General features: G+C 71.4%; 16 protein-coding genes. 8 read left to right on the forward strand and 8 right to left on the reverse strand.

The window, feature by feature from the left end; all coding sequences use genetic code 11:
- The first annotated feature begins 17 nt into the window (after window positions 1-17).
- A complete protein-coding gene (locus tag ACZ5SK_RS30690) occupies window positions 18-938 on the forward strand; it encodes an RNA polymerase sigma-70 factor (RefSeq protein WP_361701448.1) in 921 nt (306 codons plus the stop codon).
- 94 nt (window positions 939-1,032) lie between these two features.
- Here ACZ5SK_RS30690 and ppk2 read toward each other — a convergent pair whose 3' ends face one another.
- From ppk2 to ACZ5SK_RS30705, 3 genes are read right to left on the reverse strand one after another with little or no spacing between them, the layout of a single operon-like run.
- Window positions 1,033-1,971 carry a polyphosphate kinase 2 gene (gene ppk2 / locus ACZ5SK_RS30695; protein ID WP_334577339.1) on the reverse strand — a complete coding sequence of 313 codons (939 nt, stop codon included), beginning with the start codon at window positions 1,969-1,971 and terminating at the stop codon, window positions 1,033-1,035.
- 17 nt (window positions 1,972-1,988) lie between these two features.
- Window positions 1,989-2,240, reverse strand: coding sequence for a hypothetical protein (locus tag ACZ5SK_RS30700; protein ID WP_334577340.1), 252 nt, complete (start codon window positions 2,238-2,240; stop codon window positions 1,989-1,991).
- A gap of 16 nt (window positions 2,241-2,256) precedes the next feature.
- Entirely contained in the window at window positions 2,257-3,411 is a 1,155-nt protein-coding gene (locus tag ACZ5SK_RS30705) for an inorganic phosphate transporter (RefSeq protein ID WP_334577341.1), read from the reverse strand.
- A gap of 102 nt (window positions 3,412-3,513) precedes the next feature.
- Here ACZ5SK_RS30705 and ACZ5SK_RS30710 point away from each other — a divergent pair, with 102 nt between their 5' ends.
- From ACZ5SK_RS30710 to ACZ5SK_RS30720, 3 genes are read left to right on the forward strand one after another with little or no spacing between them, the layout of a single operon-like run.
- On the forward strand, window positions 3,514-3,906 hold the full coding sequence (locus ACZ5SK_RS30710) for a helix-turn-helix transcriptional regulator (RefSeq protein WP_099937135.1): 393 nt from the start codon (window positions 3,514-3,516) through the stop codon (window positions 3,904-3,906).
- A 36-nt stretch (window positions 3,907-3,942) separates the two neighbouring features.
- Complete coding sequence (locus tag ACZ5SK_RS30715; protein ID WP_079659723.1) at window positions 3,943-4,359, forward strand: VOC family protein; 417 nt, start codon at window positions 3,943-3,945, stop codon at window positions 4,357-4,359.
- Window positions 4,356-5,183 (forward strand): VOC family protein, encoded by an 828-nt coding sequence (locus tag ACZ5SK_RS30720; protein WP_334577342.1) that lies wholly within the window; start codon window positions 4,356-4,358, stop codon window positions 5,181-5,183. Before ACZ5SK_RS30715 ends, ACZ5SK_RS30720 begins: the two co-directional genes overlap by 4 nt.
- Window positions 5,184-5,574: 391 nt before the next feature.
- Here ACZ5SK_RS30720 and ACZ5SK_RS30725 read toward each other — a convergent pair whose 3' ends face one another.
- Both ACZ5SK_RS30725 and ACZ5SK_RS30730 read right to left on the reverse strand, forming a co-directional pair.
- Window positions 5,575-5,829, reverse strand: a complete 255-nt coding sequence (locus ACZ5SK_RS30725; RefSeq protein ID WP_334577343.1) for a hypothetical protein — start codon at window positions 5,827-5,829, stop codon at window positions 5,575-5,577.
- Between the two features lie 46 nt (window positions 5,830-5,875).
- The gene (locus tag ACZ5SK_RS30730; RefSeq protein ID WP_334577344.1) at window positions 5,876-6,460 is read right to left on the reverse strand and encodes a dihydrofolate reductase family protein; all 585 of its coding nucleotides are present in this window, start codon (window positions 6,458-6,460) and stop codon (window positions 5,876-5,878) included.
- A 123-nt stretch (window positions 6,461-6,583) separates the two neighbouring features.
- On the opposite strand from ACZ5SK_RS30730, the gene ACZ5SK_RS30735 reads away from it, so the two are divergent.
- Entirely contained in the window at window positions 6,584-7,189 is a 606-nt protein-coding gene (locus tag ACZ5SK_RS30735) for a TetR/AcrR family transcriptional regulator (protein ID WP_334577345.1), read from the forward strand.
- Window positions 7,190-7,331: 142 nt separating this feature from the next.
- Here ACZ5SK_RS30735 and ACZ5SK_RS30740 read toward each other — a convergent pair whose 3' ends face one another.
- Together ACZ5SK_RS30740 and ACZ5SK_RS30745 are read right to left on the reverse strand one after the other, a co-directional pair.
- A complete protein-coding gene (locus ACZ5SK_RS30740; protein ID WP_457494797.1) occupies window positions 7,332-8,408 on the reverse strand; it encodes a family 2 encapsulin nanocompartment cargo protein polyprenyl transferase in 1,077 nt (358 codons plus the stop codon).
- 50 nt (window positions 8,409-8,458) lie between these two features.
- A complete protein-coding gene (locus ACZ5SK_RS30745; RefSeq protein WP_334577346.1) occupies window positions 8,459-9,865 on the reverse strand; it encodes a family 2B encapsulin nanocompartment shell protein in 1,407 nt (468 codons plus the stop codon).
- Window positions 9,866-10,036: 171 nt separating this feature from the next.
- On the opposite strand from ACZ5SK_RS30745, the gene ACZ5SK_RS30750 reads away from it, so the two are divergent.
- A complete protein-coding gene (locus ACZ5SK_RS30750) occupies window positions 10,037-10,930 on the forward strand; it encodes a 1-aminocyclopropane-1-carboxylate deaminase/D-cysteine desulfhydrase (protein ID WP_457494783.1) in 894 nt (297 codons plus the stop codon).
- Between the two features lie 7 nt (window positions 10,931-10,937).
- Here the strand turns inward: ACZ5SK_RS30750 and ACZ5SK_RS30755 are convergent, their stop codons facing one another.
- Window positions 10,938-12,536, reverse strand: coding sequence for a Na+/H+ antiporter (locus ACZ5SK_RS30755; protein ID WP_334577348.1), 1,599 nt, complete (start codon window positions 12,534-12,536; stop codon window positions 10,938-10,940).
- 60 nt (window positions 12,537-12,596) lie between these two features.
- On the opposite strand from ACZ5SK_RS30755, the gene ACZ5SK_RS30760 reads away from it, so the two are divergent.
- The gene (locus ACZ5SK_RS30760) at window positions 12,597-12,857 is read left to right on the forward strand and encodes a UBP-type zinc finger domain-containing protein (RefSeq protein WP_079659737.1); all 261 of its coding nucleotides are present in this window, start codon (window positions 12,597-12,599) and stop codon (window positions 12,855-12,857) included.
- A 292-nt stretch (window positions 12,858-13,149) separates the two neighbouring features.
- Entirely contained in the window at window positions 13,150-13,563 is a 414-nt protein-coding gene (locus ACZ5SK_RS30765; protein WP_004925829.1) for an ATP-binding protein, read from the forward strand.
- Window positions 13,564-13,566 lie beyond the last annotated feature (3 nt).

The raw sequence follows: 13,566 nt of genomic DNA on the forward strand, positions 1-13,566 counted from the left end.
CGAGGAGTGATCGGATCGTGGGCAGGACCGAGGAGTTCCAGGAGCTGCGGCCGCTGCTGTTCTCCATCGCCTATCGGATCCTGGGCAGTGTGAGCGAGGCCGAGGACGCCGTCCAGGAGACCTGGCTGCGCTACGAGGCGTCCCCGGCCGAGCCCCGTTCGGTCAAGGCCTTCCTCTCGACGGCGGTGACCCGGGTCTCGATCGACGTGCTGCGCTCGGCCCGCGTCCGACGGGAGGCGTACGTCGGACCGTGGTTCCCCGAGCCGCTGCTCGCCGACCCTTACGAAGACCCGGCGCGGTCGGCCGAGCTGGCCGACTCGGTGTCGATGGCAGCCCTGTTGCTGCTCGAACGGCTCAGCCCGCTGGAACGGGCGGTGTTCGTACTGCGCGAGGTGTTCGCCTTCGGCTTCCCGGAGGTCGCGTCGGCGGTGGGGCGCTCGGAGGCCGCGTGCCGCCAGCTCGCGGTGCGGGCGCGGCGGCACATGGAAGCGGGCCGGCCCCGCTTCGAGGCGGACCGCAGGGAGCGGGAGGAACTGGCGTCACGGTTCTTCGAAGCCCTCCGTGAGGGCGACGTCATCGGGCTGCAGGACCTGCTCGCCGCCGACGCGTCGGTGGTCGGCGACGGCGGCGGCAAGGCCCCGCAGCTGGCCAGGGCCGTCATGGGCGCGCAGAACGTGGCCAGGCTGTTCGCATCCGTCTTCCCCCGGATGGCCCGGGTCGACGTGACGTTCGAGCAACACGAGGTGAACGGGCAGCCGGGCGCGATCTTCCGAGACCGGAACGGCAAGGTGCTCCACACCCTGGCACTCGACGTACTCGACGGGCGGATCCAGACGATCCGCATAGTGATCAACCCCGACAAGCTCGGGCACATGGGCCCGGTGGGGGACGCCTGGGCCGTCGCCCGCGACGTGAAACAGGCCGCCCGGCCGACCTGACCCGTGCAGGCCGGCCGGCCCATGGAGCAGCGGGAGCGGCGTGAGCAGCCGACCGCCCCAGGTCGCCGGGGCGGTCGGTCAGTGGGTCAGTGGGTCAGCTGACGGAAACGGTGCCGGTGGCGCTGTCGGCGGTGTCGTCGGCCGGGTCGTCCTCGCCTGCCTCCAGCAGGCCCGCCGCCGCGCCCACGATGCGTGGGTCGGCGGCGCCGACCACCTCCTCGTCCTTGTCGGCGTAGTCGAAGCGGGCGAGCACGCTGCGCATGGCCTCGACCCGGGCCCGTTTCTTGTCGTTGCTCTTGACCACCGTCCAGGGCGCGTACGCCGTGTCCGTCTCGCGGAACATGGCGACCTTGGCCGCGGTGTAGTCGTCCCAGCGGTCCAGCGAGGCGAGGTCCATCGGGCTGAGTTTCCACTGCCGTACGGGGTCTATCTGCCGGATCGTGAACCGGGTGCGCTGCTCGCCCTGCGACACCGAGAACCAGAACTTGATCAGGTCCACGCCGTCGTCGACGAGCATCCGCTCGAACAGCGGCGCCTGGCGCATGAAGCGCTGGTACTCGTCGTCGCTGCAGAAGCCCATGACCCGCTCGACGCCGGCCCGGTTGTACCAGGACCGGTCGAAGAGGACGATCTCGCCGGCGGTCGGCAGTTGTTCGACGTACCGCTGGAAGTACCACTGCCCGCGCTCGCGCTCGGTGGGCTTCTCCAGCGCCACGACCCGGGCGCCGCGCGGATTGAGGTGCTCCGTGAACCGCTTGATGGTGCCGCCCTTGCCGGCCGCGTCCCGTCCTTCGAAGACGATGACGAGCCGGCGTCCCGTCTCCTTGATCCAGCTCTGCAGCTTCAGCAGTTCGATCTGCTGGAGCCGCTTGTGCAGGTCGTACTCGTTGCGCTCCATGCGGTGCGGGTACGGGTAGTTCTCCCGCCAGGTGTCGACCAGGCTCCCGTCCGGCCGGACGAGGACAGGGTCGTCGTGATCGCTGTAGTCGACTCTCAGGTCGGCCAGCTCGGACAGCAGGGGCGGCGTCGCCATCCCGTTCTCCTTCCGGTTCAGTGGAACTGCGGCACGATCAGATAGATCCCGTACGCCACCACGGCCGCGCACGCGAGGAAGCACAGGCCGGCCTGGGCCATGCCGAGGGACGACGTGCCGCCGCCCTGCCCGGTGCCGCCGCCCTGCTCGCGTGCTCCCTCCACACGGGCGAGGCCGAGCACGCCGAAGGCGAAGACGACGACCACGGCGACGGTGACGCCGATGCTCACCGCGGTGACCTGGCCGAGTGCGTTCCAGTCCAGATGCATCGAAACTCTCCCTGCCTCAGGCAGCCGTGCCGACGCTCGCCGGCGGCGCGGTGCGGACGTTGACCTCGTGGGTGTCGTTGACGTTGTTCGCGTGCACCGGGTTGCGGCGGGACAGGACGACGATGCCCGCGGCCACGGCGGCGCCGGCCAGCGCGACGACGACCGTGCCGAAGTTGCCGCCGTGCTTGACCGCGCTCGCAGAGACGCCGCCGACCAGCGCGGCGGCGGGCAGCGTGATCAGCCAGGCGGCGACCATCCGGCCCGCGACGCCCCAGCGGACCTCCGCGAGCCGCCGCCCCAGGCCCGCACCGAGGATGCTGCCGGAGGCGACCTGCGTGGTCGACAGGGCGAAGCCGAGGTGGGCGGAGGTGAGGATGACGGTCGTGGAGGCCGTCTCGGCGGCGAAGCCCTGCGGGGACTGGATCTCGGTGAGGCCCTTGCCCATGGTGCGGATGATCCGCCAGCCGCCCAGGTAGGTGCCGAGGCCGATGGCGAGACCGGCCGAGGCGATCACCCACACCGGCGGGCCGGCGTCGTGGCCGAGCGCGCCCGCCGAGATCAGGGTCAGGGTGATGACGCCCATGGTCTTCTGCGCGTCGTTCGTGCCGTGCGCGAGCGAGACCAGCGAGGCCGAGGCGATCTGACCGAGCCGGAAGCCCTTGGTGACGGAGTCCTTGCGGGCGCGGGCGGTGAGCTTGTACGCGAGGTAGGTGGCGATCAGGGCGGCGACACCCGCCACGAGCGGCGAGGCCACGGCCGGGATCAGCACCTTCTCGACAACCTTGTCGAAGTGCACGCCGTGCGAGCCCGCACCGACCCACACCGCGCCGATCAGCCCGCCGAAGAGGGCGTGCGACGAGCTGGACGGCAGCCCGACCAGCCATGTCAGCAGGTTCCAGAGGATCGCCCCGACCAACCCCGCGAAGATCATCCCCGGGGAGACGAGGGTGTCGTCCACGATGCCGCCGGAGATCGTCTTGGCGACCTCGGTGGACAGGAAGGCGCCGCCGATGTTGAGGGCTCCGCTGATCAGCACCGCTGTTTTCGGCTTGAGTGCGCCGGTGGCGATGGAGGTGGCCATCGCGTTCGCCGTGTCGTGAAATCCGTTGGTGAAGTCGAAGGCCAGAGCCGTGACGATGACGACCGCCACGAGGAACGTGATGTGGTCCATTCCCTCATGGGAACAAGCGCTTTCATACGGGAGGCGAACTGAAGGCAAAGCCTGGTCCAGATCCCCGCGCCCACCAGGTGAGGATCGTGCGATGCTGGCGTGGTGACCCTCGAGGACCTGGTACGACTGCGGCAGGCCCGCGACCGGATGGACCGTGAGTACGCCGAGCCCCTCGACGTCCCCGCCCTCGCGCGCACCGCGCTGATGTCGCCGGGCCACTTCCAGCGGAGCTTCCGCGAGGCCTACGGCGAGACTCCCTACGGCTACCTGATGACCCGCCGGGTCGAGCGCGCCAAGGCCCTGCTGCGCCGCGGCGACCTGACCGTGACGGAGGTCTGCATGGCGGTCGGCTGCACCTCGCTCGGCTCGTTCAGCTCCCGCTTCACCGAACTGGTGGGCGAGACACCGAGCTCCTATCGGGCCCGCTCGCACGAGGAGAGCGCGGAGATCCCGCCCTGCGTGGCGCGAGCGTACACACGCCCGAGACGGACGTGACGACGTAACCGCCGGTATCGACCTTAGGTTGGCCCCATGGACCTGAAACTGCACACCTGTTTCATCGCTGTCGACGACCACGACAAGGCCGTCACCTTCTACTGCGACGTCCTGGGCCTGGAGATCCGCAACGACGTCAAGTACGAGGGGATGCGGTGGGTGACCGTCGGGTCGCCGCTGCAACCGGACGTGTCGATCGTCCTGGAGCCGCCCGCCGCGAACCCCGACCTCTCCCCGGCCGACCGGGAGGCGATGGAGCAGCTGCTGGCCAAGGGCGTGCTGCGCGGGGTCAACTTCACCACCGAGGACTGCGACGCCCTCTTCGCCCGTGTCCGCGAATCCGGCGCCGAGGTGATCCAGGAACCGATGGACATGCCGTACGGGGTGCGCGACTGCGCGTTCCGGGACCCGGCGGGGAACATGCTGCGGTTCATGGAGTCGAAGCCCCGATGAACGGACCGGTGAACAGCCCGGGCGGCGGAGCGGTGAACGGCCCGGCGAGCGGCCCGGCGAGCGGGCCGGTTCGGTGGACCTACGCCTTCGTCGACCGGCCCGCCGCGCGCTTCGAGCGGGCCTGCGCGTTCTGGACCGCCGTCACGGACACCACGCCGTCGGAACTCCGAGGTGGGGACGGGGAGTTCGTGACCCTGCTCGCCGAGGGCGCCGACCCCTGCGTCAAGGTCCAGGGGGTGGCCGACGGCGACGGCGGCGCGCATCTCGACTTCGCCGTCGAGGACGTGCCCGGGTTCGTGGAAAGGGCCCTCAAGCTGGGCGCCGAGCCGGCCGCCGCATACGAGGGGTGGGCCGTACTGCGCTCCCCCGCCGGACAGTTGTTCTGCGCGGTGCCGTGGCACGGGGAGACCGTACGGCCGCCCGTGGTGGCCGGCAGCCGCCTGGATCAGGTGTGCGTCGACGTCCCGCCGTCGGCGTACGAGGCCGAAGTCGCCTTCTGGTGCGGCCTGTTGCCCGACTGGCCGTCGCGGCCCGGCTCCCGGCCCGAGTTCCATGTGGTCGAGCCGCCGCCCGGCCTGCCGATCCGCATCCTGCTCCAGCGGCTCGACGAGGAGCGGCCCGGGGGCGGGGGTTCGGCCTGCGCCCATCTCGACCTGGCCTGCGGCCCGGATGTCGACGCCGTGCGCGTCCGGCACGAACGGCTCGGCGCGGTCCTCGTCGCCCGCCACCCCCACTGGACGGTGCTGCGCGACCCGGCCGGCGGCCTGTACTGCCTGACCGGACGCGACGCGGAGACGGGCGGGCTGCCGCGGGCGGGCGCCTAACCGTTCATCGGCCACCCACACCCCGACGGCCCATCGCCACATCCGGCGCCGACCTCTGCCCGAACCAGCCCCGGCGCCGGATCCCGTCCCGGCTCCGGCCGCGGTTCCGGTCCGCACCGCTAAGCGGTGCCGCCGTGGGTTCCTGCTTCACAGGCCCTTGCCCGCTCCCTTGCGGGAGCTGGTCTTACATGGGCCTCCACAAGCATTACTTTCCGCCCGTCCGGCGGTAGGTCGGACAATACGTCGTCCGACAAGGCGATCCCGACCCTGGTGCCGCGCCCCGCCGGGCCGCTATGGCGAGGATGCCCTACACCTCCACCCTGAAGGGTGGAGCACTGGGCAAGTGTTCGGTAGCGGCAGGGCGGGTGCGGCCGGAGACCGACCGGTCCTGTCACGAGGTCCGGGCGGTGGGCGCTCCGGGCTCCTGGTCGGACTCGGCGGCGTCGGCCCCGACGGCATCGGCCCCGGAGGCGTCGGGCTCATGGGCGTGATGCCGGGAGCCCGGCTCCACATACGCCTCGCAGTCCGGGTTGTGGCACGGGCCCGGCACCCAGCGTGGGACCCACGCGCCCAGCGTCTTGTGCCGCCGGACGACGGACTGCACGGGCTGGCCACAGGCGGGGCAGACGCGTTGTTCCCTGTCCATGCCCTCAGAGTAGGGCGGCCCGCACCCGAGCGCCCCCCGCCGTACGTCAGCGTTCCCTGCCGTACGTCCGTACGACCGCGCCGTTGCCGAAGGAGCGCACGCCGCCGAAGGAGAAGCGGGCCACGTCGAGCCCGGCGCCGAACATCGGCATGCCGGTGCCGTAGACGAGCGGGTAGGTCTTGATGACCAGTTCGTCGATCTCGTCGCACAGCTCGCCCGCGAGGCGGGAGCCGCCGCACAGGTAGATGTCGAGGTCGCTGTCCTCCGCCTTGAGTGCGCGGACCTTGTCGAGCAGGCCGTCGGCGATGATCTCGACGTCCGGGTCGGGCGACTCGGCGAGGGTCCGGGAGGCGACGTACTGGCGCAGATGGGCGTAGGGGCTGGTGACGCCCTCCTTCAGCGCGAGGTCATAGCTGGCCCGGCCCTGGATGATCGTGTCGAACCGCCGGTTGGGCAGGTCGTCGATGCCGAGCGGCCGGCGGCCGTGGGTGGGCAGGGTCTCCGGATACTCCGTCTTGAGGAAGTCGAAGAACTCCTCGTCGACGTAGGAGAGCATCGCCGTGGCGTCGCCGGTCACATCACCGATGAAGCCGTCGACGGAGCAGGCGACGAAGTACGTGAGCTTTCGCAAGCCGGGGCTCTTTCCGTAGGCCGACTTTCGAACAACTGCAGTTGTAGTACTTCGGATGTAGTGGTTGCAAGGGAGTTTCCCTGCGTTTCGGGAAACGGGGCGAAGTGAGAGGGAGGGTTCCGCATGGCCGGTAATCCGGAGCGCCGGGCGGCCCTGGTCGACGCCGGGGTCGAGGTGCTCGCGCGGGAGGGGGCGCGGGGGCTGACCTTCCGCGCGGTGGATGCGGCGGCCGGGGTGCCGGTGGGCACCGCCTCCAACTACTTCACCGGGCGCGACGACCTGCTACGGCAGATCGACGCCCGGCTGCACGTCCGGCTGGCGCCCGACCCGGAGGTGTTCGGCAAGCTGGTGGCGGGCCCCCGGGACCGCTCTCTGGTCACGGCCTTCATGCACGACCTGATGGCCCGTGCGACCCGCGACCGCAGCGGCTATCTCGCCCTGCTGGAGATGCGCATGGAGGCGACCCGGCGTCCCGAACTGCGCGCCTCCTTCACCACGTCGGTGCGCGGCGACCTCCAGGACGGCATGGACTTCCACCGCGAGACGGGTCTGCCCGGCGGCGACGAGACCGTCGTCGTCCTGTACCTGGCGATGCTCGGGCTGATTCTGGAGCACCTGACCCTGCCGGGCGTCCTGGACGGCGTCCTGCCCGGCGTGGGGGTCCCGGAGGGCCTGGTGGAGAGGATCGTGGCGACGGTGGTGCCGGACGCGGACGCCAGACCCACGTAGTCCGCACGACGGCGAGCCCCGCCCCCCAACGGGGATGCACGGGACCCGCCGAACGAAGCCCCCGACAAGCACGCGAACTCAGGGACCACGCGAACTCAGGAACCACGCGGCGCCGGGGAGCCACCCCCACCGCGTCGCCGCCCTAGTTGCTGCGGCGCGTCACGAACTCCGCGAGGGAGAGCAGGCCGCCCGCCGACTCCGGGTTCGGGATCGCCCGGGACAGTTCGTGCATCGCGCGGGACATGCGGTCGGCCGCCTGGTCCTGGGCCCATGCGCGACCGCCGGCCCGCTCGACGGCCAGCGTCGTGCGGTCCAGGTCGGCCGGCTCGTAGGGCCCCGCGTACAACTCGGCCAGTTCGCCGGCCGCCGGGGTGCCGGAGGTCAGCGCGGCGACCACCGGCAGGGACTTCTTGCGGGCGGCGAGGTCTGCGCCGGCCGGCTTGCCGGTGTGTCGTGGGTCGCCCCATATCCCGATGACGTCGTCGATGAGCTGGAAGGCGAGCCCGGCCTCCCGGCCGAACGCGTCCAGCGCCTCGACGTCCTCCTCGGCCGCCCCCGCGTACAGCGCGCCCACGGCGCAGGCGCAGCCGAGGAGCGCGCCCGTCTTGGCCTCGGCCATGACGAGGACCTCGTCGAGGGTGATCTCGGCGGGGGCGCGTTTCTCCATGGCCGTGTCCGCCTGCTGGCCGGCGCACAGTTCGACCACGCAGGCCGCGACCCGGCCGACGGCCGCCGAGGACGCGGGGTGCGGATCCCCGGCGAGCAGCCCCAGCGCGAGGGCCTGCAGCGCGTCCCCTGCGAGGATCGCGTCGGCGTCGCCGAACACCGTCCAGGCGGTGGGGCGGTGTCGGCGCGTGGTGTCGCGGTCCATCACGTCGTCGTGCAAGAGCGTGAAGTTGTGGACCAGTTCGACCGCCGCGGCCGCCCGGACGGCCGCCGCGCGGGCCGCCGGCCCGCCGAGCGCGGAGGCCGCCGCGAGCACGAGGGCCGGGCGGATCGCCTTGCCCGCGTTGTCCGCGGCCGGGGTGCCGTCCGCTTGCTCCCAGCCGAAGTGATAGAGCGCGATCCGGCGCATCGAGCCGGGCAATGAGTCGATCGCCGCCCGCAGTTCGGGGTCGACGGCGGCCCGCGACCGCTCCAGGAGCGCCGTCGCCTCATGCCCGTCGGCCGGCCCCGGACCGCCGTCGCCCTGACCCCCGATGGATCCGATGGACCCGATGGGCCTCCGCCTTTCGCGCGCCTCGCCCGGGTACCGCCTGGTGGCGGACGTCACCGCCAGCGGCCGATCTCGACGTTCTCCAGAACGCCCAGCGCGTCCGGTACGAGGACCGCGGCCGAGTAGTAGGCCGTGACCAGGTACTTGATGATGGCCTGTTCGTTGATGCCCATGAACCGCACGGACAGGCTCGGCTCGATCTCGTCCGGGATGCCGGACTGGCGCAGGCCGATGACCCCCTGGTCCTGCTCGCCCAGACGCAACGCGATGATCGAGCTGGTACGGGCCTCGGTCACCGGGATCTTGTTGCACGGGTAGATCGGCACCCCGCGCCAGGTGGGGATCCGGTTGCCGCCGACGTCGATCGTCTCGGGGACGAGCCCGCGCTTGTTGAGTTCGCGGCCGATCGCGGAGATCGCGCGCGGGTGGGCGAGCAGCATCTTGGTGCCGCGCCGCCTGCTGAGCAGTTCGTCCAGGTCGTCCGGACTGGGCACGCCGTCGTGCGGCTGGAGCCGCTGGTCGTACTCGCAGTTGTGGAGCAGACCGAACTCCCGGTTGTTGACGAGCTCGTGCTCCTGGCGCTCCTTGAGCGCCTCGACCGTCAGCCGCAACTGCTGCTCGGTCTGGTTCATGGGCTGGTTGTACAGGTCGGCCACGCGCGAGTGGATGCGCAGGACGGTCTGGGCGATGCTCAGTTCGTACTCGCGCGGCCGGGCGTCGTAGTCGACGAACGTGTGCGGGATGTCGGGCTCGCCGGCGTGCCCCGCGGCCAGGTCGACGGCCTTCTCGCCGTACTTGTTGGTGCGCTGCTCGGGGATCGCGCGCAGCCGCTGGAGGTGTTCACGCAGGGTGTCGGCGCGCTCCGCGACCTGCTCGACGTCCTGCCGGGACAGGATCAGCACGGTGCAGGCAGTGTCGGCGCGGGCCGTGTACTCCCAGATGGCGTCGGCGTCGAGCAGCGCCTGGTCGCCGAAGTACGCGCCGTCCGCGAGGACTCCGAGCACCTGGTCGTCACCGTAGGGGCCGGTGCCGACCTTCTCGACGCGGCCGTGGGCGAGGAGGTAGACCTCGTCGGTCTGGCTGCCGAAGGAGGCGATGAGCTCGCCGGGGCCGAACTCCCGCTGCCGGCAGCGCTGAGCGAGCTCGCCGAGCACCTCCTCGTCCTCGTAGGAGCGCAGCGCGGGCAGTTCGCCCAGCTCGGCGGGGATGACCTCGACGCGATCGCCGGTCTTCACGAACGTGACGCGTCCGTCTCCGACCGCGTACGTCAGGCGCCTGTTGACCCGGTAAGTACCACCCTGTACGTCCACCCAGGGCAGGTTCCGCAGCAGCCAGCGGGAGCTGATCTCCTGCATCTGCGGTGCGGACTTGGTCGTGGTGGCCAGGTTCCGCGCGGCCGCCGTGCCGAGACTCTGCTGCGGCTTGCCCGACTCCGCGCGGACCTCTTCGCCTACCGACATGAGAAATACCCTCCCGATTCATGCACGGGCGCCGAACTGCGCGGGTGCACTGTTCACGCGAGCAAGCCTTCCTCACGGAGCGTGCCGGTGCTATTACCCGAAAGAGCGGGAATGGATCAACGCGGGCAGGGAAGAGACACGTTTCACCGAACGGTGTTCGACAATGAGCGGGTGACCGACCTGCGCCCCCGCCTGCCCTCGCCGCTCCAGGACGTGACGGACGACCGGTTCGAGCGGCACGGCGTACGGCTGCTGCTGAAGCGGGACGACCTGATCCATCCGGACCTGATCGGCAACAAATGGCGCAAGCTGGCGCCCAACCTGGAGCGGGCGGCGGGGCGGACGATCGTCACCTTCGGCGGCGCCTACTCCAACCATCTGCGGGCCACGGCCGCCGCCGGACGGCTGCTGGGGCTGCCCACGGTGGGCGTGGTGCGCGGCGACGAACTGGCCGGCCGGCCGCTGAACCCGTCCCTGGCCCGGTGCGCGGCCGACGGCATGCGGCTGCACTTCGTGGACCGCTCGACGTACCGGCGCAAGACCGAGCCGGAGGTGCTGACGAGGCTGCTGGACGCGGTCGGCGCCGAGGACGCGTACGTCGTCCCGGAGGGCGGCAGCAACGCGGCGGCGGTCCGCGGCTGCCGGGCGCTCGGCGAGGAGCTGCGCGACCACGGCGGTGTCGACGTGGCCGCCCTCGCCTGCGGCACCGGCGGCACGCTCGCGGGCCTGGCCGCCGGTCTCGGCCCCGGCCGGCGGGCCCTGGGCATACCGGTCCTCAAGGGCGGCTTCCTGGGCGAGGAGATACGGGCGCTGCAGCAGGAGGCCTTCGGTGGCCGGCGGGGCGAGTGGCGGCTGGACGAGCGCTTCCACTTCGGCGGCTACGCGCGCGTGCCCCCGGAGCTCGACGCCTTCGCCGAGGACTTCGAGCGACGACACGGTGTGCCCGTGGAACGTCTCTATGTCGCCAAGTCGTTGTACGCCCTTGTCGCCCTGGCCGAGGAGGGGGCCTTCCCCCGCGGGACACGGCTCGCGGCGGTCGTGACGGGCTCGCCGTTCACCGCGTGAGGCCCGCTCACCCCGCTTCCCGGAATGCCGCCGCCTCCTCCAGGTCCAGTCGGCGCAGCAGGGTTCGCAGCATCTCGTCGTCGATGTGGCGGGCGTCGCGCAGCCGGACGAATATCTCGCGTTCGGCGCTGATCATCTCGCGTGAGAGGCGCCGGTAGGTGTCGTCGACGGTCTCGCCGGTGACCGGGTTGACCTGGCCGAGGCGCTCCCAGACGGCGTTGCGACGGCGCTCCAGGACGCTGCGCAGCCGGTCGGCGAGGGGCGGGGGCAGGGTGTTGCGCTCGTCGGACAGCAGGGCGTCCAGGCGTTCCTCCGCGACCCGGGAGGCCTGCGCCTGGGCGTTGGCCTCGGCGAGGGTGGCGGCCTGCGGGTCGGGCTGGGGGAACCTCAGCAGGCGGATCAGCGGCGGCAGGGTCAGGCCCTGCAGCACGAGGGTGCCGATGACCGTCGTGAAGGTCAGGAAGAGGATGAGGTTGCGGTGCGGGAAGGGCGCGTCGCCGTGGTTCACGGTGAGCGGGATGGAGAAGGCGATGGCGAGCGAGACCACGCCCCGCATGCCGGCCCAGCCGATGACGATCGGCCCCCGCCAGGTCGGGTCGTCCTCCCGCGCGCGGATGCGCGCCGACACCATCCGGGGCAGGAAGGTCGCCGGATACACCCACAGGAAGCGGGTCGCGACGACCACGAGGAAGAGGACGACGGCGTACCAGGCGGCGTCCAGGCCCTCGTAGGCGCCGAGGCCCTTCAGGACGACCGGGAGCTGCAGGCCGATCAGCGCGAAGACCGCCGACTCCAGGACGAAGGCGACCATCTTCCACACGGCCTCCTCCTGGAGTCGGGTGGCGAAGTCGACCTCCCACGCGCGGTGGCCCAGGTAGAGCGCGACGACGACCACGGCGATGACGCCGGAGGCGTGGAACTGCTCGGCGGCCGCGTACGCGACGAACGGGATCAGCAGGGAGAGCGTGTTCTGGAGGAGGGGCTCCTTGAGGTGGGTGCGCAGCCAGTGCAGCGGGGCCATCAGGACCAGGCCGACGACGGTGCCGCCGACCGCCGCCACCAGGAACTCCTCGATGCCGCCGGCCCAGGACGCGCCCTCGCCGACCACGACCGCGAGGGCCACCTTGTAGGCGGTGATCGCGGTGGCGTCGTTCAGCAGGGACTCGCCCTGGAGGATCGTGGTGATCCGGGACGGCAGGCCGACCCGGCGGGCCACCGCGGTGGCCGCGACCGCGTCCGGCGGCGCGACCACCGCGCCCAGCACCAGCGCCGCCGTCAGCGGCAGCCCGGGCACGAGCAGGTAGGCGGCCCAGCCGACGGCGAAGGTCGCGAAGAGCACGTATCCGACCGACAGCAGGGCCACCGGCCGCAGCTGCGCCCGCAGGTCGAGGTAGGAGCTCTCGGTGGCCGACGTGTACAGCAGCGGCGGCAGCAGGAGCGGCAGGACGACGTCCGGGTCGAGGGTGTAGTCCGGGACGCCGGGCACGTACGACACCACCAGGCCGACCGCGACCAGCAGCAGCGGCGCCGGCACCGGGGTGCGCCTGGCCGCCGCCGCGATCCCCGCACTGCCGGCCACCAGCAACAGCAGTGGCATCACGTCCATGTCCCGCCCGCTCTCGTTTTTCCGCGCGGCTGTCCGCACAGCCGTCGTAATCTGGCCATCATGAAACAGTGCACGCACGCCGACGCGCTGCCCGACCCCGAACCCGTCCCGCTCGGCGAGACGTGTCCGGAGTGCCTGCGGGACGGCACCCACCCGGTACAGCTGCGGCTGTGCCTGACGTGCGGCCATGTCGGCTGCTGCGACTCCTCGCCGAGCCGGCACGCCACCGAGCACCACAAGGAGTCCGGCCATCCGATCATGCGGACCTTCGAACCCGGCGAGAGCTGGCGGTGGTGCTTCGTCGATCACGTCCTGGTGTGAACTTCTCGGACGGCTCGGCCGTTGAACTCATGAGACGCCTCGGCCCTCCGGCGGGTACGGTTCGACCGTCTGACGTCTGGGTACGTCAACCCGGCGCGCCCTCTTCCCATTTGGGCCCGCAGACCCCTAGACACGGAGCGTGTTCACAGCTTTACTGTGAGTGACGCCAGGGGGTTGGGGTCCCGGGGACAGGAAACTTGAGAGCGCGATAGCGTCACCGCTGCACCACACACGCGTTACCCCGGGGGGCGACCCTCGGCCCCGAAAAGCTTGTACCACCTTGGAGGTGAGGGTGTCCCAGATCGCAGGCGAGCCCGCGACCCAGGACTTCGTGGAAGTCCGGCTGCCGGCTGCGGGTGCCTACCTGTCGGTGCTGCGGACGGCCACGGCCGGCCTCGCGGCCCGTTTGGACTTCACCCTGGACGAGATCGAGGACCTGCGCATCGCGGTGGACGAGGCCTGCGCGATCCTGCTTCAGCAGGCCGTGCCCGGCTCGGTGCTGAGTTGCGTCTTCCGACTCGTCGACGACTCGCTCGAAGTCACCGTCTCGGCGCCGACCACGGACGGCCACGCGCCCTCGCGTGACACCTTCGCCTGGACCGTCCTGTCCGCCCTCGCGGGCAAGGTGTCCTCGGCCGTCGACGAGGACAAGACCGTGTCGATCAGCCTCTACAAACAGCGCGGCGCGGGACCCGGGCCGGCGTGAGGA

Source organism: Streptomyces sp. NPDC031474 (assembly GCF_055581185.1).

Bases quoted from the DNA above. Each gene is read 5' to 3' on its own strand.
- ppk2 (WP_334577339.1), bottom strand. From the start codon at position 1,971: ATGGCGACGCCGCCCCTGCTGTCCGAGCTGGCCGACCTGAGAGTCGAC.
- ACZ5SK_RS30700 (WP_334577340.1), bottom strand. From the start codon at position 2,240: ATGCATCTGGACTGGAACGCACTCGGCCAGGTCACCGCGGTGAGCATC.
- ACZ5SK_RS30705 (WP_334577341.1), bottom strand. From the start codon at position 3,411: ATGGACCACATCACGTTCCTCGTGGCGGTCGTCATCGTCACGGCTCTG.
- ACZ5SK_RS30715 (WP_079659723.1), top strand. From the start codon at position 3,943: ATGGACCTGAAACTGCACACCTGTTTCATCGCTGTCGACGACCACGAC.
- ACZ5SK_RS30720 (WP_334577342.1), top strand. From the start codon at position 4,356: ATGAACGGACCGGTGAACAGCCCGGGCGGCGGAGCGGTGAACGGCCCG.
- ACZ5SK_RS30725 (WP_334577343.1), bottom strand. From the start codon at position 5,829: ATGGACAGGGAACAACGCGTCTGCCCCGCCTGTGGCCAGCCCGTGCAG.
- ACZ5SK_RS30735 (WP_334577345.1), top strand. From the start codon at position 6,584: ATGGCCGGTAATCCGGAGCGCCGGGCGGCCCTGGTCGACGCCGGGGTC.
- ACZ5SK_RS30745 (WP_334577346.1), bottom strand. From the start codon at position 9,865: ATGTCGGTAGGCGAAGAGGTCCGCGCGGAGTCGGGCAAGCCGCAGCAG.
- ACZ5SK_RS30755 (WP_334577348.1), bottom strand. From the start codon at position 12,536: ATGGACGTGATGCCACTGCTGTTGCTGGTGGCCGGCAGTGCGGGGATC.
- ACZ5SK_RS30760 (WP_079659737.1), top strand. From the start codon at position 12,597: ATGAAACAGTGCACGCACGCCGACGCGCTGCCCGACCCCGAACCCGTC.